21 protein-coding genes are annotated in these 23142 nt (G+C 65.0%); 8 read left to right on the top strand and 13 right to left on the bottom strand.

From position 1 onward, the window contains the following. Positions 1-27: 27 nt before the first annotated feature. From AC3ANP_RS03145 to AC3ANP_RS03165, 5 genes are read right to left on the bottom strand one after another with little or no spacing between them, the layout of a single operon-like run. A complete protein-coding gene (locus AC3ANP_RS03145; RefSeq protein WP_488331902.1) occupies positions 28-1701 on the bottom strand; it encodes an amidohydrolase in 1674 nt (557 codons plus the stop codon). Positions 1702-1754: 53 nt separating this feature from the next. Continuing rightward, positions 1755-2789, bottom strand: a complete 1035-nt coding sequence (locus AC3ANP_RS03150; RefSeq protein ID WP_488331903.1) for a C-terminal binding protein — start codon at positions 2787-2789, stop codon at positions 1755-1757. Further along, positions 2779-3585, bottom strand: a complete 807-nt coding sequence (locus AC3ANP_RS03155) for an amino acid ABC transporter ATP-binding protein (RefSeq protein ID WP_488331904.1) — start codon at positions 3583-3585, stop codon at positions 2779-2781. Before AC3ANP_RS03155 ends, AC3ANP_RS03150 begins: the two co-directional genes overlap by 11 nt. Beyond that, positions 3582-4316, bottom strand: a complete 735-nt coding sequence (locus AC3ANP_RS03160; RefSeq protein WP_488331905.1) for an amino acid ABC transporter permease — start codon at positions 4314-4316, stop codon at positions 3582-3584. Before AC3ANP_RS03160 ends, AC3ANP_RS03155 begins: the two co-directional genes overlap by 4 nt. A gap of 56 nt (positions 4317-4372) precedes the next feature. Continuing rightward, the gene (locus AC3ANP_RS03165; RefSeq protein WP_488331906.1) at positions 4373-5227 is read right to left on the bottom strand and encodes a transporter substrate-binding domain-containing protein; all 855 of its coding nucleotides are present in this window, start codon (positions 5225-5227) and stop codon (positions 4373-4375) included. Positions 5228-5436: 209 nt separating this feature from the next. Between AC3ANP_RS03165 and AC3ANP_RS03170 the strand changes: the two genes are divergently transcribed. Then, complete coding sequence (locus AC3ANP_RS03170; protein WP_488331907.1) at positions 5437-6450, top strand: Lrp/AsnC family transcriptional regulator; 1014 nt, start codon at positions 5437-5439, stop codon at positions 6448-6450. Between the two features lie 46 nt (positions 6451-6496). Here AC3ANP_RS03170 and AC3ANP_RS03175 read toward each other — a convergent pair whose 3' ends face one another. Next, positions 6497-7750 carry an aminotransferase-like domain-containing protein gene (locus AC3ANP_RS03175; RefSeq protein WP_488331908.1) on the bottom strand — a complete coding sequence of 418 codons (1254 nt, stop codon included), beginning with the start codon at positions 7748-7750 and terminating at the stop codon, positions 6497-6499. 66 nt (positions 7751-7816) lie between these two features. Then, on the bottom strand, positions 7817-8494 hold the full coding sequence (locus tag AC3ANP_RS03180) for a TetR family transcriptional regulator C-terminal domain-containing protein (protein WP_488331909.1): 678 nt from the start codon (positions 8492-8494) through the stop codon (positions 7817-7819). Between the two features lie 143 nt (positions 8495-8637). Here AC3ANP_RS03180 and AC3ANP_RS03185 point away from each other — a divergent pair, with 143 nt between their 5' ends. Genes AC3ANP_RS03185 through AC3ANP_RS03200 form a run of 4 tightly spaced genes read left to right on the top strand, consistent with a single transcriptional unit; the run spans position 8638 to position 12466 of the window. Beyond that, on the top strand, positions 8638-9600 hold the full coding sequence (locus AC3ANP_RS03185) for an ABC transporter substrate-binding protein (protein ID WP_488331910.1): 963 nt from the start codon (positions 8638-8640) through the stop codon (positions 9598-9600). Then, entirely contained in the window at positions 9601-10503 is a 903-nt protein-coding gene (locus AC3ANP_RS03190) for an amino acid ABC transporter permease (protein WP_488331911.1), read from the top strand. Continuing rightward, entirely contained in the window at positions 10503-11261 is a 759-nt protein-coding gene (locus tag AC3ANP_RS03195; RefSeq protein WP_488331912.1) for an amino acid ABC transporter ATP-binding protein, read from the top strand. The genes AC3ANP_RS03190 and AC3ANP_RS03195 overlap by 1 nt, the downstream gene beginning before the upstream one ends. 26 nt (positions 11262-11287) lie before the next feature. Continuing rightward, positions 11288-12466, top strand: coding sequence for an amidohydrolase (locus tag AC3ANP_RS03200; protein ID WP_488331913.1), 1179 nt, complete (start codon positions 11288-11290; stop codon positions 12464-12466). 91 nt (positions 12467-12557) lie between these two features. On the opposite strand, the gene AC3ANP_RS03205 is transcribed toward AC3ANP_RS03200, so the two are convergent. From AC3ANP_RS03205 to AC3ANP_RS03215, 3 genes are all read right to left on the bottom strand, one after another. Continuing rightward, positions 12558-14090 (bottom strand): mannitol dehydrogenase family protein, encoded by a 1533-nt coding sequence (locus tag AC3ANP_RS03205; RefSeq protein WP_488331914.1) that lies wholly within the window; start codon positions 14088-14090, stop codon positions 12558-12560. Positions 14091-14199: 109 nt separating this feature from the next. Next, entirely contained in the window at positions 14200-15216 is a 1017-nt protein-coding gene (locus AC3ANP_RS03210; RefSeq protein ID WP_488331915.1) for an L-idonate 5-dehydrogenase, read from the bottom strand. Beyond that, positions 15213-16601, bottom strand: a complete 1389-nt coding sequence (locus tag AC3ANP_RS03215; RefSeq protein ID WP_488331916.1) for an MFS transporter — start codon at positions 16599-16601, stop codon at positions 15213-15215. The genes AC3ANP_RS03210 and AC3ANP_RS03215 overlap by 4 nt, the downstream gene beginning before the upstream one ends. A gap of 195 nt (positions 16602-16796) precedes the next feature. Between AC3ANP_RS03215 and AC3ANP_RS03220 the strand changes: the two genes are divergently transcribed. Further along, positions 16797-17510, top strand: coding sequence for a GntR family transcriptional regulator (locus tag AC3ANP_RS03220; RefSeq protein WP_488331917.1), 714 nt, complete (start codon positions 16797-16799; stop codon positions 17508-17510). A 145-nt stretch (positions 17511-17655) separates the two neighbouring features. Here AC3ANP_RS03220 and AC3ANP_RS03225 read toward each other — a convergent pair whose 3' ends face one another. Continuing rightward, complete coding sequence (locus AC3ANP_RS03225) at positions 17656-19203, bottom strand: MFS transporter (protein WP_488331918.1); 1548 nt, start codon at positions 19201-19203, stop codon at positions 17656-17658. Positions 19204-19264: 61 nt separating this feature from the next. Between AC3ANP_RS03225 and AC3ANP_RS03230 the strand changes: the two genes are divergently transcribed. Together AC3ANP_RS03230 and AC3ANP_RS03235 are read left to right on the top strand one after the other, a co-directional pair. After that, complete coding sequence (locus tag AC3ANP_RS03230; RefSeq protein ID WP_488331919.1) at positions 19265-19717, top strand: MarR family winged helix-turn-helix transcriptional regulator; 453 nt, start codon at positions 19265-19267, stop codon at positions 19715-19717. A gap of 81 nt (positions 19718-19798) precedes the next feature. After that, positions 19799-20692 carry an alpha/beta fold hydrolase gene (locus AC3ANP_RS03235; RefSeq protein WP_488331920.1) on the top strand — a complete coding sequence of 298 codons (894 nt, stop codon included), beginning with the start codon at positions 19799-19801 and terminating at the stop codon, positions 20690-20692. A gap of 3 nt (positions 20693-20695) precedes the next feature. Here AC3ANP_RS03235 and AC3ANP_RS03240 read toward each other — a convergent pair whose 3' ends face one another. Both AC3ANP_RS03240 and AC3ANP_RS03245 read right to left on the bottom strand, forming a co-directional pair. Continuing rightward, the gene (locus AC3ANP_RS03240; protein WP_488331921.1) at positions 20696-21349 is read right to left on the bottom strand and encodes an IclR family transcriptional regulator; all 654 of its coding nucleotides are present in this window, start codon (positions 21347-21349) and stop codon (positions 20696-20698) included. Positions 21350-21377: 28 nt separating this feature from the next. Next, positions 21378-23069, bottom strand: coding sequence for a thiamine pyrophosphate-binding protein (locus AC3ANP_RS03245; RefSeq protein WP_488331922.1), 1692 nt, complete (start codon positions 23067-23069; stop codon positions 21378-21380). Positions 23070-23142: the final 73 nt, after the last annotated feature.

Genomic DNA, 23142 nt, shown 5'->3' on the forward strand with positions numbered 1-23142 from the left:
TCCTTTGTTTGTGGGAGGGCCGGTGGGCTAGCGCTTGTAGACGCGCGTCCCGTCCACCCAGGTCTCCACGACGTCGATGCTGCTGATGTCTTCGGCGGGCGCCGCCAGCGGGTCCTCGGCGAGGATCACGAAGTCGGCGAACTTCTGCGGTTCCAGGGAACCGAGGTCCTTCTCGCGTCCCAGGGCGCGGGCACCGTTGATGGTGTGGGCGCGGAGGGCGGCCGTTGCGTCGATCCTGAGCGTGTCCGGGCCCAGCTGCACACCGGAGCGGGTCTTGCGGGTCACGGCGGTCTGGATGGCCTCAAGGGGGCGGGGATCAGCTACGGGGGCATCGGAGCTCATGGTCACGGGAAGTGCCGCAGCCACGAACTCACCGAGAGGGTTGAAGCGCTCCCCCGGGCTGCCGATCGCGTCAAGCACGCCGGGACCCCAGTTGAAGTAGTGCTGGGGCTGGTTGACCGGGAGGATGCCCAACTCGGCCATCTCTGTGATCTGTTCCGGCGTGGGGAGGCCGCAGTGCTCCACCCGGTGCCGGTGGTCCGCCCGCGGTGACTCGGCGAGGGCCTCCTTCACGGCGTCGATGACCAGCTGGATCGCGGTGGGCGACTGGGCATGGGTGGCGGTCTGCAGCCCGGCGCTGTGGGCCCGGAGCACGAGTGAGCGGTATTCCGCCGGCTCGTGGTACAGCGAACCCGTGCGGCAGGGGTCGTCCCGGTAGCCCTCGGGGAAGTAGGCCGTCCAGCCGCCCAGGGTTCCGTCGGCGTAGAGCTTGATGCCGGCGAAGGACAGGAGGGAATCACCGAAACGGTCCACGAGCCCCAGCTGCAGGACCTCGTCCAGGAGGCTGGAGAGGAAGTAGGCATTGATGCGGGTCACCAATTCGCCGCGCTCCACCAGGTCCAGGTAGGCCGCGAATTCCCGCTTGGTCACCTGGGCGTCGCCGATCATGGTGACGCCGTGGCTCAGGAACTCACTCTGGGCCCGGAGCAGCTGGCCGCGGTGCTGTTCCTTGCTGTCCGCGAGGTGGAAGTTGGGTCCGTGGTGCCCGAGCTTCACGCCGTCCTCGCCCGTGAGGATGTCGCAGGCGGCGTCCGAAAGCTCACCGGTCAGCCCGCCGTCGGAGTCGCGGAAGAACGTGCCGCCGGGCGGGTTGGGGGTGTTCGAGTCAATCCCGGCCTTTGCCAGGACAAAGGAGTTCACCACGCCGCCGTGGCCGCTGGCGTTCATGACGTAGACCTCGCGGGTGGTAGAAACTGTGTCGAGTTCCTGCCGGGTCGGGTGGCGCTGCTCGGCCAGGTTGCGGTGCTCATACCCGTAGCCCCGGATCGGGCCGTCGCCGGGATGCTCCGCGGCGGCCCGCGCCAGGCGTTCGAGCATGGTCGGGATGTCCGGCGCGGCAACGGGACCGCAGTCCACCCAGGACAGCAATTGCCCGTACATCAGCGGGTGGGCGTGCGGGTCCACGAAACCGGGAACCAGGGCGCGGCCCTCGAGGTCCACGAGCTCCGGAACGGAGGTGCTCAGTTCCCGCGCCGCCGAGCGGCACTCCTCGGCGGTCCCGACGGCGGCGATGCGGTTGCCGATCACCAGCATCGCCTCGGCGACGGAATCCTCGGCGTCGACAGTGCGGACGGGGCCGCCGAAAAACAGGGTGGCCGGCGGTGCTGCCGGGGACGTTTCAGGGGAGGTGGGGAATGACACGGTATGTCCTTACGTGTAGGAAGAGGGCGGTGCCGCAGCGGGCAGGTGGGCACTCAGCGGGCGGGTTCCAGTTCGAACAGCGCAGTGTCCGGAACGCCGGTGCGCGCGTGGGTGATGACGTTCTGGGCCTGGATCCTGATGTACTCGGCCAGGGTGTGGTCCGAGAGGAAGCCGATGTGCGGCGTGACGAGGATCCGGGGATGGCCCATGAGCGGGTGGTCGGCCGGGGCGGGCTCGACGTCGAGCACGTCCAAGGCCGCCGCGCGGATGTGTCCGGCGTCGATGGCTGCGCGGAGCGCGCGGTCGTCGATCAGTTGTCCCCGGCTCACGTTCACCAAATAGCTGCCTGGCCGCATGACAGCGAGGCTTTCGGCGTTGATGATGTGCCGGGTTTCCGCCGTGAGCGGCACATGCAAGGAGACAACGGCGGATTCTGCAAGCACCTCATCCAGGCCGGCCCGGCGGATGCCCGCCTCGGCCAGCATGTCCCGGGTGGCCGGGGTGTCCGGGAGATAGGGGTCGTAGCCGACGACTTCGCCGAAGACGCCGGAGGCCAGCTGGCCGAAGCGGCTGCCGATGCGGCCCAGGCCGATCAGGCCAAGCCGCTCCTGGCTTAGCCGGAAGACAGTGGACCCGGGGCGCGCGTTCCAGTCGCCGGCGGCCACGCGGCCCTGGAAGAACGGGATCTCGCGGGTGAGCGCCAGAGCCAGGGCCAGCGCATGCGAGGCCACTTCCTCGGTAGCGACGCCGGGAAGGTTCGTGACCCAGATGCCGCGCTCCTTGGCGGCGCCCAGGTCCACGTTGTCGAACCCCATGGAGACCAGCGCAATGATCTTCAGTCCCGGGATAGCATCCATCACCTCGGCGGTAACGCAGGCATAGCCCACCAGCAGGGCTTCGGCGTGCCGGGCCTGGTCCATGATGACGGCAGGGTCCCGGGTGCCTAGATACCGGACCTCGTAGCCGTTCTCCTCCAGCAGGGCGACGCCCGCGGAGTAGTCGATGTCCTCCATGTCCGTGTAGACGGCCAGCGGCCGGGATGCCTCCTCGCCGTGAGGACTGGAATCAAGGGATGCCTTAGTGGACATGGCTGAGGAACTTTATAGTGCGCTGGTGCTGTGGGTTGTCGAAGAACTCATCCGGGGAGGCCTGTTCCACGATCACGCCGCTGTCGAACAAGGTGACCTGGTCCGCCACGCGGCGGGCGAACCGGACCTCGTGCGTGACCACGATCATGGTCATGCCGTCGTTGGCCAGACCCTCCATGACGTCCAGCACTTCGCCAACCAGCTCGGGGTCCAGGGCCGACGTCGGCTCGTCAAAGAGCAGCACGGACGGATTCATGACCAGGGCCCGGGCGATGGCCACGCGCTGTTGCTGGCCGCCGGATAGCTCGGAGGGGTAGTGCCCGGCGCGGTAGGACAATCCAACGCGTTCAAGCATGGCCATCGCGCGTTCCTCGGCTTCCTTGTGCGGAACGCTTTGGACCGAGGTGAGGCCGAGCATCACGTTCCGGCAGGCGCTGAGGTGCGGAAACAGATTGAACTTCTGGAACACCATGCCGATGTCGCGCCGTTCCTTCGCAAGTTCCCGTTCCGGCAGCGGCACCGTGCTGGTGCCGCGCTCCCGGACGCCCAGGCGGCGGCCGCGGAGCAGGATTTCGCCGCCGTCGGCCGGTTCCAGCAACGCCATCAGGCGCAGCATGGTGGACTTGCCCGAGCCCGAAGGGCCGAGGACGGCCTTCACCTGGCCCTGGTGGATGTCGAATTCAACGCCGCGCAGGACGTGCTGGTCCTGGTAGCTCTTGTGCAGGTTGCGCACCTGGAGCACGGGCTCGGCAGGGGTCCACACCGCGGCTTCAGTTGGCTGTGGCATCTGGCTCATGCGGGCACTCCTTGACCGATCGGTTCCAGCGTGGAAGGCTTCTTGGATTTTGACCGTGAGGTCCATAGGAATTTCTTCTCTACGTAGTTCTGGAGCAGGGTCAGCAGGCTCACGATGATCAGGTAGTAGACGATGGCGGCCGCATAGTATTCCGCGTACCGGAAGGTGATGTTGACCCCTACCTGGGCCGTGGTCAACAGTTCCTGCAGGGAGATCACGGAGGCCAGGGAGGAGAATTTCACCAGGCCGATGAACTCGTTGCCGGTGGGCGGCAGCGCGATGCGGATGGCCTGCGGCAGCACGACTTTGAGCATGACTTTCGCCGGCGACATGCCCAGTGCCCGGCCGGCCAGGTTCTGTCCCTCATCGACGCTCAGCAGGGCGGAACGAATGATTTCCGCCATGAAGGCTGCTTCCACGGCACCGAGGCCGATGAACGCTGCGATGAACGGGGTGAACCAGTCCTGTCGCAGCACCGGAAACAGCTGCGGCAATGCGTTCCAGATGATGAGCAGGACCAGCAGCGCCGGAATGGCGCGGAAGAACCAGGTGTAGAACCCGGCCGCGCCCTGGGCCATGCGGTTCCGGGACGTACGCCCGAGAGCGACGACGAACCCGACTGCCGTGGCCAGCAGCAGCGACAGCACGGCTACCGACACGGACAGGAAGGCACCATAGAGGTAGCTCGGGTTTACGAGCTGCTGGCCGAAGATACCGATATCGAATTCCATCGGAGTCCCCTTTCGAGTGGGGCCGGGACCACGGCACCGTGGTCCCGGCGCGATAACTAGGGAACGTCGACGATTGCCGGATCGAGCTTGTTGTCCTTGGCGATCTGGGCCAGAGTGCCGTCCTTGTGCAGAGCCTTCAGGGCCTGCGCGAGGACCGGGGAGATGGGATCGTTCTTGCGGGTGAAGACGCCAAAGGTGGTGTCCGCCTTGAAGACGCCCGGGGCCACCGCCAGCTTGCCCTCGTTCTGGGCCGCCATGTAGGCCGCGGCAACGTTGGTCTCGATCAGGGCGTCGGACTTCCCGTTGAGGACGGCGAGGACGGTTTCGGCCGTCTTCGGGTATTCGGTGAGCTTGGGCTCGTCCTTGCCCGCAGTCTTGCACTCATCTTTGAGTGCCGTGATCCGCGCCGCGTTGGAGGAGGCCGACTGCGCGGCGACGCTGTGGCCACAGAGGTCCAGGGGCTGCTTGAACTGACCCGCCCGGGCGGGCGCTGCCAGAATCGAGGGGCCGGCGTTCATGACGGCGGCAGCGTCGGCTACGGCCAGGCGTGCCTCGCTCATGTAAAGGCCGCCAAAAATGGCGTCACAGCGGCGGGACTGAAGTCCAGGCATGAGGCCGTCAAAGGTGGTTACCTCGAATTTGGCTTCCAGGCCCCAGTGCTTGGCGAGCGCCCGCGCTGCGTCGGCGTCGAAGCCGATGATGTTGCCGCTGGAGCCATTGGCGTAGTACTCCAGGGGCGCGTACTCGGGGTCGATGCAGAGGGTGAGTTTGCCGCTCGTGGTGAGCCCCTTGGGGGCCTCGGCGGCGGCCGGCGCCTTGGTCTCGGAAGTCGTGGATGCGGCTGCGGAACAGCCACTCAACAGGATGACCAGGGCGGCTGCCCCCATGGCGGCTTTCGTGAACTTGAGCATGTGCAGATCTCCAATGATCAGCTGATACGCGGGTGGGTAGGAAAAGCTGTCGCGCCGATGTGGCGCTGGTCACGATACTAGCCAAGTTCAGTGTTTAAGCAAGCGATTCCATCGTCTACATGGGCTTCTACGCGCAATTCGCAGAATTATTACGGCTGTACGCATCAAATCCGCTGAAAGTGGCCAAGCGAGTGGAACAATTGTGTTCAGTGAAGGTTCTGCTTTACCCGCCTGCCCTGGTGTGCCGCGGCAGCGCCCAAGGAGAAGAGGCGTCTATCGTGAAGACCATGCATGACCTGGACAATCAGCTGATCCGGCTGCTGCAGGCGGACGGCCGCGCGTCGTTCAGTGACCTGTCCAAGCAGCTCGGCGTGACCCGCTCCGTGGCCACGGCCAAGGTCAACGAACTCATCTCTTCCGGGGAGCTGCGCATCGTTGCCGCCGTCCATCCCCGGCTGCTGGGCCTCAACGCCGTCGCGCATGTCTCTATTCAACTCAATGGTTCCTCCCGGCCGGCTTTGGACAAGCTGAGCACCCTGGACGGGGCCGTCTTCGCCTCGCTGACCACTGGCAGGTACGGGATCATCGCGGAGCTGCGGCTGCCCACCGTGGAGCGGCTCTACGAAAACGTGGAAGCAATCCGGCTCTCCGAAGGGGTGGCAGGCGTCGACGTGCTGATGTACAAGGAAGTAGCCCGCAGCCTCTTTCTCGGCAAGGAGCCACCGGATCCAGGACTGGAGCTGGACGACGCCGATCTGCTGATTCTGGGCGAGCTTCAGCTCGATGGCCGGCTGGGCTTCGAGGCACTCGGCGAACGGGTTGGGCTGTCGGCCAGTGCGGCAAGGAACCGTGTCATGCGACTGCTCGACGCCCGGGTCATGCAGATCGGCCCGATCCGCAGCCGCTCCGGTTCCTCCCGTGCCATGGCCTTTGGGTTTGGCATCTCGACGTCGACCGGCACGGAGGAAGCCATCGCCTTCTTTTCCGCCACCCCCGGCGTGGAGTTCATTGCCAGCTGCTTCGGCCGGTTTGACCTGGTGGCCACCGTCGGCGTGAGCTCGCTGGATGAGATGCAGGAAATCCTGGACAAGGCGCGCGCTATGGCGTCCGTGGCCAGCGTCGAGTCGTGGCTGCACCTGAAGATCGTCCAGGAGCGCTACGCCAAGCCCCTGGACAAGATGCTGGCCATGCGCGCCCACGCAAACGGCCAGCCACGGGCTTAAGGTCGCACTGCCCGGACTAAGGCGCGGGGTGCCAAGTCGGCTTTGCCTAGAATCGCCCTTCAGAGTCCATCCTCGCTAGCTGGCTGGACTGATTGAGCCCGACGACGGCAGCCAGCCGGCGCACCCCCTCGACCAACCGCTCCTCAGTCTCGAAGGAAAAGGCCACGCGCAGCTGGTTGGTCCCCGCAGAGGTGGAAAAGAACGCACTTCCGGGCACGAAGACGACGCCTGCGTCGATGGCGGGCTGCAGGAGACTCTCAACGGAGTGCCCCGCCGGAAGCGTAATCCAGGTGAAGAATCCGCCAGCGGGGGTGGTCCAGCTGGAACCTGCAGGCATGTGTTCCTCCAGCGCCCGCATGACAGCCTGGCCGCGGCCGGCGTATTTGGCGCAGGCTTCTCGCAGGTGCTCGCGCCAATCGAACTGGGAGATATAGCGCTCCACCAACATCTGGCCCAAGACGGAGGGGCAGATGGTGGTTGCCTCCGCTGCCAGTTGCAGGCGCCGGCGGACGTCTGTCGGGGCCAACACCCAGCCCACACGCAGCCCGGGCGAAAAGATCTTGGAGAACGAGCCCAGGTAAAACACGTTGTCCGGGTCCAGGCAATGCAGCGCTTCGTTGTAGGTGCCGTCAAAACTCAGCAACCCATAGGGGTTGTCCTCCACGATGGCGATCCCCTCGGAACGGCAGATGGTGACCACCTCCCGGCGCCGATGCGCGGCAAGAGTGATACCTGATGGGTTGTGGAAGTTGGGGATGCAATACAGGAACTTGATCACCCTTCCCTGGGACTTCAACTCATTGATGGCCGCCTGCAAGAGAGCAGGTACGAGCCCATCGCTGTCCATGGCGATCTGGACCACGTCAGCCTGGAGTCCCTCGAAGGTTCCCAGCGCTCCGACATACGTGGGACCTTCGGCCAAAATCACGTCGCCCGGGTTGCAGAACAACTTCGTGACGAGTTCCAGGGCCATCTGGGAACCTGAAGTGACCTGGACGTTGACCGGATCCGCTGCAATGCCCTCCAGCGCCATGACTTGGCAGATCAACTCTTGCAACTCCGCCGTTCCGGCGCCTGAGCCGTACTGCAGCGAGTCCAGACCATGTTCAGCAACAATCGCCTGGACCGAATCTGCAATGCCCCTCAACGGCAACGCGGTAAGGTCCGGGTTGCCGCCCGCCAGGGAAATCATGCCGGGGCGCATGGATACCTCGAACACCTCCCGCACAGGGGAAGGGCGATAGCCCTCCGCCCGGTCTGCGAAACGGCCGGCGTGCAGCGAGTTGGTTACGACGGTCATGGCTTCCTTCGGGTCGTTGTATCTGTAGCTGCGGGCCGCCTTACCACTCGGACGGCGCGTCGCCCGTCAGGCTGCACTGGGTTTACGGCTGCGCTTGTGCTTCACGAATTCCGTCACGTCGATGCCGCACTCGTGCGCGGCGAAACGCTGCAGCGTTTGGATCATTGTTCGCGGACTGTGGTCGTAGATGCCGTTGAGTGTCTGCATCGCGAGCCCATCGACAACGGCCAGCAGCAGGGTCGCCAGCGACTCGGCGTCGTGGAACGGGCTGATCAAGCCCTCGGCTTCCGCCTCCTTGAGGAGCTCGACGAAGATCCCCCGCCAGGCCAGCAGCGCGTTGGCCACGTGGACGCGGATGTTGGCATCCTTATGGGCAGCGGCGTAGACCTCCACCCAGAACCCCCAGGCGTCTTCAAAACTCGCTTCCCCTTCAACGGCAAACGTCAGAAGATCGTGCAGCCGTTCCACCGCACTGCTCCCGGCAGCATGGAGGTCCTGCCATTCCCGGACCGATGCGTTGGTCCGGTACTCCACGGTCGCCAGCAGCAGTCGCTCACGGGTACGAAAATGATGCTGGATCATGCCGATGCTAAATCCAGTCGCATCTGAGACGGCACCGAAAGAGCAGTTTTCAACCCCGGCACTGGCAATAATCCGAGCCGCCGCAGCGACGATGTGTTCCCTTCGCTCGGCGATGGCTTCCTCCGTCACCGCATGCGTGCGCTTCCGTGGTTCGGTCGACATGGTCCCTCTTCCCTGCCGGAGCCCGCATGGATCGGGCGGCCTGGCGGCAACAGCTAAAAATCCTTGACAGGTGTTCCCCATCACACCAATAATAAGTCCAACATATTATTTTCACAACCCATTCCCTTGACTCCGGAGACAAGATGACCAAGCGAATCATCCTCACCAAGTTCAGCCTGATTGCCGCATCAGCCCTGCTGGTCGCCGTCTCAACCGGCTGCACCAACTCTGAGACGCCCGCGGCGGCGGCGAAGCCCTCCGGCACGGCGCAGCCGGCGCTGGGCGAAGGCGGCCAACAGGCAGCACAGGCTGTGAAAGCCGATCCCGCCGTGGAGGCTCTCGTGCCTTCGGACATCAAGTCCAAGGGCACCATGCAGTTGGTCACCGATCCGACCTACGCACCGATCGACTTCACGGACAACAGCGGAGAGATCATCGGGTTGGAGCCGGATCTGGCCTTGGCCGTGGCCAACAAGATGGGGATCAAGATCAGCATCACCAAGGGTGACTTCAACGGCATTCTGGCCGGGCTCCAGTCCAAACGCTACGACGCTTCCTGGGCGGCTTTCTCCATCACCCCCGAACGGACACAGGTTGTGGACATGGTCAGCTTCATGCAGAGCGGAACCTCCGTGATGGTTAAGAAGGGGAATGAAGGCCAGTATCACGAAGTGTTGGACCTCTGCGGCAAAACCGTGACTGCGCAGACCGGTACGACACAGGCCCTGAGTGTCCTGCCCAAGTTCGAGAAGCAGTGCGCCGACGCGGGCAAGCCGGCCATCACACCGCTCCTCCTGCCCCAGCAGGACAGCGCAAACCAGTCCATCGCTTCCAACCGCGCTCAGGCCATGCTTGCCGATAACGCCCTGACCGCCTATTACTCCCAGATCCAGCCCGATGCCTTTGCACAGATTGACTCCATACTGGTGGAACCGTCGCTTGCCGGCGTAGCCATGCCGAAGGGCGACGGAGGACTGTCGAAGGCCTTCCAGAAGGCCCTCCAGTCACTAATTGATGACGGCACCTACGCCAAGATCATGTCGGCTTGGAACCTCACGCCCTCCGCGGTCAAGACCGCCCAGATCAACCCCCGCGTGGAGGGCTAAGTGGGAAACCCGCAACTGCTCAGCTCTGCGGACACGGACCACGATTATCTTGCGCTGACCAGGAAGCCGGTGCTGCGCCGGCGTCGTCCCGGTCAGCTCATCGCCGTGGTCGTCGTACTGTTCATCATCATTTACGGCGTCTGGACCCTCATCACGAACCAAGGGTTCGGGTGGCCGATCGTCGGCAAGTACCTGCTGGATACGCGCATTCTGGGCGGCCTCCTGGTCACGCTGGAACTAACCGTGATCGCCATGGCAATAGGCTTCGTGGTCGGCCTCGGCGTGGCAGTGATGCGGATGTCCGATAACTGGCTATTGCGCGCGGTGGCGGGAGCCTACATCTGGTTCTTCCGGGGCACACCGCTCCTGGTCCAGCTCCTGTTCTGGGGGTTTTCGGCCGTCCTGTTTCCGAAGATCCGGCTGGGCATCCCCTGGGGCCTCACGTTCGTGGAGTGGAACACCAACGACGTCATCTCCCTCTTCGGCGCAGCGATCCTGGGCTTGGGTCTCAACGAGGGGGCCTACATGGCAGAGATCGTGCGCGCCGGGCTGCTCAGCGTACCCCCGGGACAGTCGGAAGCCTCCCGGTCCATGGGGTTCAGCCAACTGCACACCCTGCGCTTCGTCGTCATTCCACAGGCCATGAAAGTCATCATCCCGCCGGTAGGCAACGAGGTCATCTCGATGCTGAAGACCACCTCACTGGTCATCGTCATCGGCGTCGGGGATCTGCTCTACAACACCCAGCAGATCTATGCGCAGAACCTCCAACAGATCCCGCTGCTGATCGTCGCCAGCATTTGGTACATTCTGCTGACCTCCATCCTGACACTGGCCCAGACCCGGCTCGAAAAGAAGTATTCCAAAGGCAACGCCCTCCTGCTTGGAAAGGTCCAGCGCTGATGTCCGAAGTCAAATTCCTGAACGTGCACAAGAGCTTCGGCCAGGTCGAGGTCCTCAAAGGAATCGACCTGACCGTGCGGAAACAGCAGGTGGTGTGCCTGATCGGACCTTCCGGCTCCGGAAAATCCACACTGCTGCGATGCGTCAACCACTTGGAGGTCACTGCATCCGGCGCGATCACCGTCGGCGGTCGCATGATTGGCTACGACGTCCGCGGCGGACAGCTTCAGGAGGCCTCCCAGGCGGAGATCAACAAGCGGCGGTCCAAGATCGGCATGGTTTTCCAGTCCTTCAATCTTTTCGGCCACATGACCGCCAAGGAAAACGTCATGTTCGGACCAGTGAAACTGCTCAAGATGGCTAAAAAGGACGCCGAAGCCCATGCCCGTGAACTGTTGAGAAAGGTGGGCCTGGCGGACCGGATGGACAACTACCCCTCCCAGCTTTCCGGCGGCCAGCAGCAGCGAGTGGCGATCGCCCGGGCACTGTCAATGAACCCGGAAGTCATGCTGTTTGACGAACCAACCTCGGCGCTGGACCCGGAACTGGTCGGCGAAGTCCTGGATGTGATGAAGCAACTGGCACGCGACGGGATGACGATGATCGTTGTCACCCACGAGATGGGTTTTGCACGCGAAGTGGGCGACGTCGTGGTCTTCATGGACGACGGTGTGATCGTAGAGCAGGGTGACCCGCGTGAGGTCCTCAGCAACCCCCAACACGAGCGCACGAAGTCATTCCTCTCAAAAGTCATTTGAGCATTCCTGCAGAAAGGCCGGCCGCATTGAGCACCGGAACAATCGAAGGCCTTAAGGCCGAAGCGGAAGAGGTCCTCCGCAAAAACCTTGGCGTCGTGCTGGACTTCAGCCACAGGCTCCATGAGCATCCGGAGACCGGGTTTGAGGAATACCAAGCGGTGCAGTGGCTGGCCCGGGAACTCGAAAACGTCCCGGGTGCAAAGGTTCAGGTCGGGTTGGGGACATTGCCCACTGCCTTGCGGGCCGAAGTGGGAAGCGGGGACCTGGTTCTGACCATCTGTGCCGAATACGACGCCCTGCCGGGGCTTGGGCATGCCTGCGGGCACAACATCATTGCTGGCGCAGCCCTCGGAGCCTTTATCGCGCTGGCCCCGGTGGCCGATGAACTGGGTATCACCCTACGGTTGCTGGGCACGCCCGCCGAGGAAAACGGTGGCGGGAAGGTCCTGATGCTTGAGCAGGGCGACTTCGACGGAACGCATGCAGCGATGATGATCCATCCGGGCGACGTCGACGAAGTGGAGATGCTCCCTTACGCCTGCGCCGGCTACCGGGTGAGCTTCCATGGCCGCAGCGCCCATGCATCGGCCCGTCCTTGGGACGGGATTAACGCCCTGGACGCGATGACCGTGGCACTGACCGCGCTCGGTCTGGCCCGGCAGCAGCTGGAACCGGGTCAACAGATCCATGGCTGCGTGCAAAGTGCGGGAACGGCACCGAACGTCATCCCGGAGTTGGCGACGGGCCTTTGGATGACCCGCGCTCACGACGTCGATTCACTCGGCCGGGTTACCGCGGTGATGCGCCGCTGCCTCGAAGCCGGCGCTTTGGCCGCTGGTGCACGGCTGGAAATTGTCCAGGAAGGACCGGACTATGCCGAGCTACGCACTGACGCCCCCATGGCCGCGATCTTCGCCCGTAATTCCGCCGCTCTGGGCCGGCCGATGGAACCAGCCAGCCGCCGTGGAGGCTCCACCGATATGGCCAACGTGTCGCACCTATTCCCGACCATCCACCCCATGGTCAGCCTCGGACCGGGGTGCCCGCCCATCCACAATGCGGCCTTTGCCGATGCCGCCGCATCGACCGACGGAGACAAGGCACTGTGGGACGGTGCCCTGGCGATGGCCTGGACCTGCATCGATCTGGCCGCCGACGCCGCAACACGGGAGGGGTTGCTTAACCCGACGGGCGCGCGAGTCTGACGATGTGGAAAGTGGGCCGGCGGTTTCGCTGGAACGGTAGGTCTGGAGCGTGAGTGCAAGTTAGGGGCAATGAACTGGCCAGGGTCGTTCGTTACGGGCGCGAGGCCCCCGGCCGTTCGGACACGCCGGCCTCGGCGATGGCGTGGAGTGGCCCGCTGCTGTGGATGGTGTCGATCAGTTCGCCCGTGCGTTCAATGAAGTTCGTGCGTCCGGCCAGCTCCCCTCCCAGCAGGTGGTGGTCGCTCAGGACTCGTGCCGCCAATTCGCCGCCGGAGCGCGATTGGGCTGCCAAGTCAGAAAGCAACTGGCGGGCGGGATCCTGCATGGCATCTGCCTGCGGCCCGGGGGCGAAGCCGTTTAGCGGCGCGATGCAGGACAGGTACGCGGCGACGGTAAGGGCCAACAGCTGAGGCATCCGGCCTTCGCCAAGCATTTTCAGCGCCGGAAGCGGGATGCGCTGGCGGAGCTTAACGGATCCGTCGGAGCCGACCTGGCTGGTCCGGTGTCCCAGAGCGGAATTACGCCAGCGGGAGAACAGCTGTTCCTCATAGACACCGACGTCCACTCCGGCCGGCACCGAGACGCTGGGCAGGTAGTCGTTGCGCAGTACCAGGTGCGCAGCTTGTTCGATGGGCCTCTGCGCCACGGAGTCCGGGATGGTTGCGGCGCCGGAAAGGGCGCCCAAGTACGCGATCAGGGAGTGGGTACCATTGAGCAGCCGGATCTTGAGTTCCTCAAAGCTGGCCACCTCGTCGGAGAAGACGGCGCCCCCAGCTTCCCACGCCGGGCGCCCGGCGATGAAGTCGTCTTCCATGACCCACATGGAGAACGGCTCGGCCGGAACCGGGATGGCGTCCAGGTACCCTCCCTGGTCGGCGACCAGGCTCCGGTAGTACTCCGTTGTGGCAGGGACGATCCGGTCCACCATCGAGGCCGGGAAACTTGTGTGGGTTTCGATCCAGGATAGTGTTTCTGCTGCTTCAGCAGCGGGGAGCAGCGAGGCGAACTCACGGACGAGTCGCTGCGTGTGGCGGCCGTTTTCAGCGAGATTGTCGCAGCTGAGGACGGTGATGGGCTCGGAGTGGGTCCGGGCCCGCTGCTGCAGCCCGCGGACGATCTGGCCGATGGGAGTGCGCGGCGCCGCAGCATTGGTGAGGTCGTACTGCACGGCCGGGTCCTGCACGTTCAGCGCACCTCCGGCCGGTGCGTAGGTGTAGCCCTTCTCGGTAACCGTCAGCGTGACGATGCGAGTGGCGGCGGCCCCTATGACCGCGGGAACGCGCTCCGGGTTGGCCGCAGCCGCAAAGGCGTCCGTGTGAACGCCCGGGACACTGAGCTTGGAGCCTTCGGGCGAGATCTCCACGACCGTGTAGCGCATGTCCTGGGCGTGCATGGCGTCGGGAATGACCGCGGAGCGGCTGGAAACGCCGATGATGCCCCAGTCTCCGCCGTTGGCCGCGATTGCGGCGCGAGTGTAGACGGCTTGATGGGCGCGGTGGAAGTTGCCAAGGCCGAGGTGCACGATTCCTGGGGCCGGTGCTTCCGGCCGGTTGTCGATGCGGTCCAGAGTTGCACTGGATGGCTTGTGGCGGAGCATCGCGGAGCTCGCTTTCTCCGCGGTCAAGCGGTGAGATGTGTGTGGCTGGGTTGGTTTACTGTGGGCAACCGGAGGTGCCGCACGGCGAACCGAGGTGCAAGCACCCGGGCCAGCGGAGGCGCAGCCCGGGAAACCCTCAGATGAAGCTGAGGAGCACTTTCGATGAACCGGTCTCGCGGTCTGCAGCCACAGCAAAAGCCTCCGCGACATCACCAACGTCGAACGTATGCGTCAGCAGAGGTTCGATGTCCAGACCGTCGGCCAGGTACGCCAAGGCTTCGTCCATTTCCTCTGCAAAGCGGAACGTCCCGCGGTAATCAATCTCTCGGAAGACGAGTGCGGCGAGTTCGGCCGTCACCGCCCCTGCGGGCAGGTTGCCCACCTGGACCACGGTGCCCCCGCGGCGCACGGCAGCGAAGACACCACCGAGGCTGCCGGGAGCGCCTGAGGCCTCGAACGCGACCTCCACCTCGGGGAGGTGCGCCCCGGAACCCACCAGCACGACGTCGTCGGCTCCCATGCGTTTGGCAATCGCTAACGAGGTCTCCGAGAGGTCGCTCGCGATGACTCTGGACGCGCCAGCCCGCCGGGCCGCGGCCACCACCAGAGCGCCGATTGGCCCGGTGCCGTTGACCAATACCTCCTTGCCGGTGACGCTACCGGCTCGGCTGACGGCGTGGATCGCTACGGCGAGCGGCTCGGCGACCGCAGCCTGCCGGGTGGTCACGCCGTCGGGCAGTCTGCGGAGCTGACCTGCCGGTACGGCCTTCCGGGAGGCGAACGCACCGTCAGTGTGGGGGTCGAACGCGGCACTCCCGTAGTAGGTGGCCTGCTGGCATAGGTTGGTGCGTCCTGCGCGGCAGTCACCGCAGTCACCGCAGTAGACAGCCGGGTGGACGGTTACGGCGTCACCCACTTCGAAGCCGGCCACGCCGTCGCCTAGTACGGAGATCCGGCCCGCCACCTCATGGCCCAGGACCATCGGATGGGTCAGGATGCTGAGGCCGGAGGCCCCGTGGCTCACGTAGTGCAGGTCTGAGCCGCAGATCCCGCCGTATTCGACGTCGACGATGACCGACCCAGCCGGGCAGGCCGGGTCCGGGCGGTCCTCAAGACGAAGGTCACCGACCGAATGGACAACTACGGCCTTCATACAGCGTCTTCCACGAGGGTCAGGTCGCGGCCCTTGGTTTCCGGAGCCAAGAACGTGGCCACAAAGGCGATGGCCGAGTAAAGGACCATCATTCCGGCAACCGGCCACCAGGAATTGGTGAACAGGGCCAGTAGACCCGCAGCGATAATCGGGGCGAGACCGCCGGAGAGCACGCCACCGATTTCCTTGGCCATAGCCAGCTGGGTGTAGCGGTTGCGGGAGCCGAAGAGTTCGTTGACGTAGGCGGACTGGACCGAGAACATGCCCAGCACCGAGACGGAGAGGCCGATAATGAGGGCCAGAGAGACCAGGAACGGGTCACGGGACTGCATCATCAGCAGGGCCGGGATGGCGAAGAGCATCTGGAAGCCGGACAGGGCGCGGTACATGGTGCGGCGGCCGAGCTTGTCGGACAGCCAGCCGGCCAGTGGGACCGTGGCGAAGCCGAGGAACGAACCGATCAGCAGTGCGAAGGTACCCACGCTCTTGTCCATGCTCAGGCCGGTGACGATGTAGCCGATGAGGAAGGTCTGGATCATGGCCGAGTTGCCCGATTCGCCGATCCTCAGGGCCATGGCCAGGAAGAACGCCTTACCCTTGCGCGTGGTTTTGGCAGCAGGCGCAGCGGGGTGCGCCGTGGACTGCCCTGCGACGGCGGCGGGGGTCGCAGCATTGGCGGCGGCAGCGGCGGCGTCGGTGATTCCCTGCTCCCGTGTGGCCTCGAAGACGGGGCTTTCCTTCAGGTTGCGGCGCATCCACAGGGCGTACAGGGTGATGCCGATACTGGCGATGAAGGGCAGGCGCCAGCCCCAGCTCATGAGGGCCTCTTCGGGCAGGAGGGTCAGCAGGACCCACAGGCCCGAGGCCAGGAGCGTTCCGGAGTTCGTTCCGAGACAGACGAAAGAGGCGATGAGACCGCGCTTCTTGGGTGGGGCGTATTCGGCCAACATGACCGAAGCACCGGACAGCTCAGCGCCAGCGCCGAAACCCTGGGCAAGGCGGAGGACCACTAGAAGGATTGGCGCTGCGAGTCCGATCTGGGCGTAGCCGGGCAGGAAGCCGATGAGCATTGTGGAGATGCCCATCATCATGATGGTGATGACCAGGACTTTCTTGCGTCCCACGCGGTCGCCCATGCGGCCGAAGAACCAGGCGCCCACCGGGCGGGCAAGGAAGCCAACGCCGTAGGTGATGAAGGCAACCAGCAGGCCCACCACGGGGTCAAAGTTGGGGAAGAAAATCTTGGGGAAGATGATGGCTGCAGCCAGCGAATAAAGCTGGAAGTCCATGTATTCCATGGCGGTTCCGAGCCAACCGGATACTGCCGTTCTGATCAGGTCTTTGGATGAGCGCTGGGTGGCGCCGATCTGGATTGTTGCCGTCATGAACCCCTCTGTTCTACGGGTCTGGCCCATGCCCAGCTTCTCTGATGCGGCACGGCGAGACGTGTTTCATTGTCCCCACGCTGGAACAACGACTGCCATTCAAGCACTGCCATACCAGACTGTCAATGGAAATGGGACTTTTGAGCGGCTGCCCACACGGCGGTACCGGTGGGCAGGCCCGACTACTGTGGAAGCATGCCTGAATCCAACACCACCCCGCGTATCTCCGCCCGGATGATGGCATACGCGCAGATCCGCGAACGCATCATCACCGGCGAGGACGCGCCAGGCACCCTCCTCTCCGAAAACGAGTTAGCACACCACCTGGGCACCAGCCGGCAGCCCATCCGGGAGGCGCTGCTGCTCATCGCCCAGGAAGGGCTGGTGGAGATTCGTCCACAGCGCGGCACATACGTCACCTACCTCGACCCCGACACTGTGGCGCAGGCCCAGTTCATCCGGGAAGCCATCGAAGTCGCGTCGCTGTCCGACTGTGCCCGCAATATCACCCCGGACGCGGCGGCCGCACTCTATGAACTCCTGGACCGTCAGGATGCCTGCAGCAGCCGTGACGAGTTCTATCCACTGGACGAGGACTTCCACCGGGCGCTGTTAGCCATAGCCGGCCACGAAACAGCGTGGGCCACCGTCTCAAACGCCAAGGGCCACCTGGACCGCGCCCGCTATCTGGGGCTCAGCGGCTATCGCGGCATCACCGAATATGCGGCCGACCACCGCCGCGTTCTCGACGCCATCCTCACCGGCGACCTCACGGCCGCCGAAGATGGCCTGCGCGGCCACCTGCGTTTCGTCCTGGACGACGTCACGAGCATGCGGGCATCGCGGCCTGAACTGTTCTCGGCGCCTTCCACACCGGAGCGCCGAACGGGACGTCCAGCCCGGGCCTGAGCGCTGCGGGCCTTCGACGCAGCGCGTCGAGATTTCATGGCGGGTTCGGTGGCGGTGTAGCAGCAAGGCTCGCGTGTCGCATGGTTTCTAACCCTGTGGAGGGGCGCCTGCCCCAGGCTCCGCCCTGCAGCTCGGGGCCAACAGGTCAGCGGTGCCCGGCCAGGGCTTCGGCGGATTCCTCGAGCACCGCCTCGAGGTCGTGGTGTTTCGGCTCGCGGATGGCAGTGATGACCAGCACGGCGACGGCGGCGCAGAGGGCCGCCGCGACCCACAGGCCACCATGCATGCCGTCGACAAAGGCACCGTTCACGGCCGGAAATCCGTCGAAGACAACACCGGCGGAAGCACCCTCGATGGCACCGGCGGGAAGCGTTGTCTTTGCGACGGCAGGGATCACCTGGCCGGCGACGATTGCGGACAGGATGGCCGTACCGATGGCACCGCCGACCTGGATGCAGGTGGTCTGGAAGCCGCTGGCCACGCCGGCCAGGTGAACCGGAGCGCCGCCGACGATCAGGTCGGCCCCCGACGGAATGGCGAAACCGGAACCGAAGGCGATGACAACGAACGGGACCGCCATCATCCAGTAGGGCGTGTCGACGTCGACCAGCGTCAGCAGCGCCAGGCCCGCCGCCATCAGGCCGAGGCCCAGGGCCGCAACCCTACGCGGACCGACCTTAGCGGTAAGGAACGCCCCGAGGGGCGCGGACGGGATCGCGAAGAAGCTCATGGGCAGCATCATCAGGCCTGCCGTGGCCGTGTCCCTGCCAAGCGAGTTCATCAGGAACAGGGTCAGCAGGAAGGTGACGCCGAGGACCGAGAAGAAGTTGGCCACGAAAACCAGTCCGCCAACGCTGACGCCGGCCGATTTGAAAAGATCCAGCGGGAGGAGCGGGTTCGCCACGCGGCTCTCAACGATGACGAACCAGGCGAACAGCACGACGGCGCCGGCGAAGACGCCGATGGTCGCGCCGCTCCCCCAGCCCCAGCCTTGCGCCTGGACCACGCCGAAGACAACAGCAAACAGCGCCGCCGCCAGCAGGATGATACCGAGGACGTCGATGCGGCCGCCCTTTTCGCTGGCTGTTTCCCGAACGACCAGGGCTGCAATGACGATGCCGATGACGGCGATCGGGACGTTGATGTAGAAGACCCACTGCCAGCCGGCACTCTGCACCAACAGGCCGCTCACCAGCGGGCCGCCGGCGATGGATACGGACGAGACGCCGCCCCAGATGCCCACAGCCATGCCGAACTTCTCCCGCGAAAACGTCGACCGGAGCAGGGCGATTGTCTGCGGCATGAGCAGCGCCGCACTGACGCCCTGCAGGGCACGGAAGACGAGCACGCCGTCAATGCTGCCGACGAGGCCGATCGCGACGCTGGTGACGGCGAACAGGAAGACACCCAGGATGTAGATTTTCTTGCGGCCGAAACGGTCCCCGAGCTTGCCTGCCGGGATGAGGCAGACGGCCAACGCCAGGAGGTAGGCGTTGATGATCCACTGCAGCTCGCCGAAGGTGGCGTGGAGGTCGGCCTGGATTGCCGGGTTGGCGATGTGTACGACCGTGGAGTCGAGCCCCACCATGAAGAGGCCGAAGCACACAGCGATGAGGGTCAGCGCAGGGTTACCCTTGCGCTGGGAAGGTGGAAGGCCGATTTCGGGGGGAGTGGATGCGGACGCGACAGACATACTCTTCTTTCCTCAGCAATGTATATATAGTTATATAACTATAACTGATTGATTGGACGCCATGACAACCCCGCCGCCACCCACGCCCGAACAGCTGGCCGCATTGGCCGACGCCATCCTTGACCTCGCGCACAAGCTCGACATCCGAAACCCCCTGCTGCGCGACGTCATCCCGCTGACCGGCACGGAGATCGCCGTGATCCGGGAGCTCCACCGCACCCCCCACATGACGTCGTCGCAACTCGCGGCAGCGACCGGGCTGCGGCGGAGCAACATCAGTACGACGGTGCGCACGCTCGAGGCGGCGGGCCTGGTGGTGCGGGAGCAACTCCCCGACGATGCGCGCTCAAGCACCCTCGCGCCGACCGAACTCGCCGCCGCGAGCATCGCGCGGATCAACGATTACTGGGTCGGCCGCCTTTCCGAGGCGCCAGCCGATTCCCTGGCCGATGCGGTGGCAGCCCTGGATTCACTCCGGCATATCGCTCAGGCGGTCGGCGAGCGTCAGGCGTAACCGCCGGCCCCACTGCGGGCGAACCGGACGCCAACGCGCACTAGTCTGGGCCTCACAGGCTTAAACGGAAGGATCGGAACCATGAGCTTTACCTCCTTTGGCCGCGTCCGGACTCCTGTCCTGGACATCGGCTATGAGTCCGCCGGTGATCCGCGCGGGACGCCGGTCATCCTCCTCCATGGGTTTCCGTACGACGTTCGGGCCTACGACGACGTCGCCCCGATCCTCGCCGCCGAGGGCGCCCACGTGCTGGCGCCCTACCTTCGCGGCTTTGGCCCCACCAGTTTCCTAGACGCGGCGACGGCGCGCTCAGGACAACAGGGCGCCCTCGCGCAGGATCTCCTCGACTTCATGGATGCCCTGGCGCTCGGGCGGTCCGTCGTGGCCGGGTACGACTGGGGCGGCCGGGCGGCGTGCATTGTGGCGGCGCTGGAACCCGGCCGGGTCACCGGGCTAGTGTCCGCCAACGGCTACAACATGCACAACCTGGCCCGTTCCGGCGAGCCCACCAGGCCGGAATGGGAGCGAAGCTACTGGTACCAGTACTACTTCCACTCCGAGCGGGGTCGCCGCGGGCTGGAACAGAACCGGGACGAACTGTGCGAGCTGCTGTGGCGCACCTGGTCGCCCGGCTGGGCAGCGGCGCACCAAGCATTTTCGGCCAGCGCCCCGAGCCTGCACAACCCCGATTTTGTGGACGTCGTCATCCACTCCTACCGCCACCGCTATGGACTGGCCGACGGCGACCCCCGGTACCAGCGGCTCGAGGACCTGATCGCCAAGGAGCCGAGCATCACCGTTCCCACCGTGGTGCTGGAAAGCGGGGACGACGGCGTCGGCGGCCCCGGCGCGGCAGCCGGTCGACACCACTTCACCGGCCCCTACCGCGAAATCCTGCTGCCACGCATCGGACACAACGTGCCTCAGGAGGACCCGGGCGCATTCGCCGAGGCCGTGGTGGGCATGCTCGAGTAGCCGCTAGTGCTTCGGTTCCAACGCTTGCTCGATCCGTTTAGCGGCCTCGATCACTTCCTTGCCGTAATCCCTTCCCGGGGACTCGGCGACCCGCGCCAGCGGCATGGCCAGGCACACCGCGGCGATGATTCCCTGGCCGGTTTGCACAGGGGCACTGACCGAGCCGAGGCCAGGTGTTCGCGCTCCGACGGACTCGGTCCAACCGACCTCTGCGAGCCGGGCGAGGGCATCGTCGTCCGCTGCGAGAATCCCTCCGGCGGACCCTTGAGGGAGGGCCAGCCGAGAACCGGCCGGCAGGGTCGCGCGGAGCTCCTGGCGGCTATCGGCGCTCAGCAGGCAGACGCGTTCGTCGCCTCTCCGCGCCCATAATTGGACCGTCTCACCGGTGAGGTCCCGGAGGTCTTGGAGGACAGGCAGGGCTGCTGTCTCGAGCGCCGACCGCACGAAGCGGTCACCAAGCCGGAACGCCCCATTCTCAGTCCGCCGAAGGAATCCGTAGTCAGCCAACTGCAGGGCAAGCCGGTGAGCCGTCGAAAGTGACAGACCGGTCCGACGTGACAGCTCACTAGCCGACGCGGAGGACCGGCCAACGGCGTCGAGAAGAGCAGCCGCTCGTTCGAGCGTGCGGTTGCTTCCATTGGTGTCAGGAGAAGTCATGAGGCCAGCCTACGATGGCACCGGTTGCCTACTTTGTAGCGCTCATCGACTCGGCCATGTATTCGGCCACTACTTTCTGCGAAATAGCCGCGTCCAAGACAAATACGCCTTCATCGTGGGAGGACAGCCAGCTTTGAAGCCGATCCAGGTCCGCCAGCCCGTGAGCCTTGACCCCAACCGCACCAAGGGCCCGCCCGATGGCCGCGAAGTCCACTTCATCGATGAGCATCGCCTGCTCGTGGAGGCCTCGGGCCGCGTACTGATGGAGCTCGGCGCCATAGGCGGAGTCGTTGAGTACGACGACCACACCTCTGCGGGTAACGCGGATGAACGTTTCGAAGTCGGCAAGCCCCATTAGCCCGCCGCCGTCGCCGCTAACCAGGACAGTGGTGCGCTCCGGCCGTGCCACGGAGACGCCGGCGGCGGAACCGAAGCCAAGGCCGATGGACTGGAAGGCGGTGCCTACCAGGATCATCGCCTGCGGGTCGGGTACCGACAGGTACATCGGGGCCCAGCCGATGAAGTGTCCGCCGTCCATCACTACCGAGCGTTCGGCCGGCAGGATGCGGTCCAGGGCGGCGACGACGGCGCGGGGGTTGAGCCTGCCGTCGGGGCCGAACTCGGCAGGGTCTTCGTCCGGTTCGGAGGAACGAAATTCTGCTGTGGCGACCTCCGGGACGCGGTCCCGCCAGGTGGACGTGGCGGCGGGTATCTCTTGCAGGAGTTCTTCGACGAATGGGAGGATATCGGCTCTGATGTACTCGACCGTTGCCGAGTGTGCCGCGTCCGCTTCATTGTCGATCCGGATAATCCGGGTGCTCTCCGGGAACAACGTTCCGTAGCGGGTCTGGAACTTGTTCAGGCTGGCCCCGACCACCAGGACGAGGTCGGCTTGGCGTGCGACAGCAAGGCGGTGGAGGCGGGTGAAGCCGCCGGCGATGCCCAGGTCCCATGGGCTGTTGAAGGCGTTGGCTGCCATCACCGAGGTCATGAAGAGTGCGCCGAGCCGGTCACCGAGTTCCCGTACCGAATCGGCGGCGCCGGCCAGGACTACGCCGCGCCCGGCCAGGAGGAGGGGACGCTCGGCCGCGGCCAACAAGGCCGCCACGCGCCGCAGTTCGCCAGGCTCGGCGTTCCTGGGGGCCTTGGCGGGCAGGGGTTCCAAGGGTTGTGGGGCGGCAGGCGCGGCGGTGGCCAGGTCATAGGGAATGGCCAAGACAACCGGCTGGACAGTCTGGAGGGCGAGGTCAAAGGCACGGTGGGTGATGGCGGCGGCATTCGCCTTGTCAGCGACCAAAGTAACCACCCCCGCGGCTTCTGCTGCTTTCGTCTGGTCGACATCAAAGGGCCGCCGGCCCGTCGATGGAGCATCACCGACAACCATGACCAAGGGGATACGCGCGATGCGAGCCTCGGCGAGCGTTGTGTAGGCGTTTGTGAAGCCCGCCCCGTAGGTGGTGGTTGCGGCCGCGATGTTCCCCGTTGCCCGGTAATAGGCATCAGCCATCGCAACAGTCGAGGCTTCGTGCCGGGCGGCCGAAAACGGGAAGCCGCGGCGGGTCAACCGGCTGATCAGATGGGCGTTGCCGTTACCCAGCAATCCGAACAGATGCCCGGCGCGCTCCGCAACCACGTCAGCGATGACGGCAGCTACATGGCCTTCGTCGGGGAGGGTAGAAGTCTTTTCAGTGCTCTGGGACTCGATAGTCGTGCTTGTCATGGCTTCTTTCACGGTTGACGCTGAACAGAGTTGGTGGAGCTTTTTGCGCGCAGGGCAAGCAGCGCTGACCAAT

The organism is Arthrobacter sp. JB02-1C, assembly GCF_057748045.1.

Bases quoted from the DNA above. Each gene is read 5' to 3' on its own strand.
- AC3ANP_RS03235 (WP_488331920.1), top strand. From the start codon at position 19,799: ATGAGCTTTACCTCCTTTGGCCGCGTCCGGACTCCTGTCCTGGACATC.
- AC3ANP_RS03240 (WP_488331921.1), bottom strand. From the start codon at position 21,349: ATGACTTCTCCTGACACCAATGGAAGCAACCGCACGCTCGAACGAGCG.
- AC3ANP_RS03155 (WP_488331904.1), bottom strand. From the start codon at position 3,585: ATGAGCCAGATGCCACAGCCAACTGAAGCCGCGGTGTGGACCCCTGCC.
- AC3ANP_RS03195 (WP_488331912.1), top strand. From the start codon at position 10,503: ATGTCCGAAGTCAAATTCCTGAACGTGCACAAGAGCTTCGGCCAGGTC.
- AC3ANP_RS03180 (WP_488331909.1), bottom strand. From the start codon at position 8,494: ATGTCGACCGAACCACGGAAGCGCACGCATGCGGTGACGGAGGAAGCC.
- AC3ANP_RS03215 (WP_488331916.1), bottom strand. From the start codon at position 16,601: ATGACGGCAACAATCCAGATCGGCGCCACCCAGCGCTCATCCAAAGAC.
- AC3ANP_RS03225 (WP_488331918.1), bottom strand. From the start codon at position 19,203: ATGTCTGTCGCGTCCGCATCCACTCCCCCCGAAATCGGCCTTCCACCT.
- AC3ANP_RS03245 (WP_488331922.1), bottom strand. From the start codon at position 23,069: ATGACAAGCACGACTATCGAGTCCCAGAGCACTGAAAAGACTTCTACC.
- AC3ANP_RS03175 (WP_488331908.1), bottom strand. From the start codon at position 7,750: ATGACCGTCGTAACCAACTCGCTGCACGCCGGCCGTTTCGCAGACCGG.
- AC3ANP_RS03185 (WP_488331910.1), top strand. From the start codon at position 8,638: ATGACCAAGCGAATCATCCTCACCAAGTTCAGCCTGATTGCCGCATCA.
- AC3ANP_RS03230 (WP_488331919.1), top strand. From the start codon at position 19,265: ATGACAACCCCGCCGCCACCCACGCCCGAACAGCTGGCCGCATTGGCC.
- AC3ANP_RS03165 (WP_488331906.1), bottom strand. From the start codon at position 5,227: ATGCTCAAGTTCACGAAAGCCGCCATGGGGGCAGCCGCCCTGGTCATC.
- AC3ANP_RS03220 (WP_488331917.1), top strand. From the start codon at position 16,797: ATGCCTGAATCCAACACCACCCCGCGTATCTCCGCCCGGATGATGGCA.
- AC3ANP_RS03210 (WP_488331915.1), bottom strand. From the start codon at position 15,216: ATGAAGGCCGTAGTTGTCCATTCGGTCGGTGACCTTCGTCTTGAGGAC.
- AC3ANP_RS03150 (WP_488331903.1), bottom strand. From the start codon at position 2,789: ATGTCCACTAAGGCATCCCTTGATTCCAGTCCTCACGGCGAGGAGGCA.
- AC3ANP_RS03160 (WP_488331905.1), bottom strand. From the start codon at position 4,316: ATGGAATTCGATATCGGTATCTTCGGCCAGCAGCTCGTAAACCCGAGC.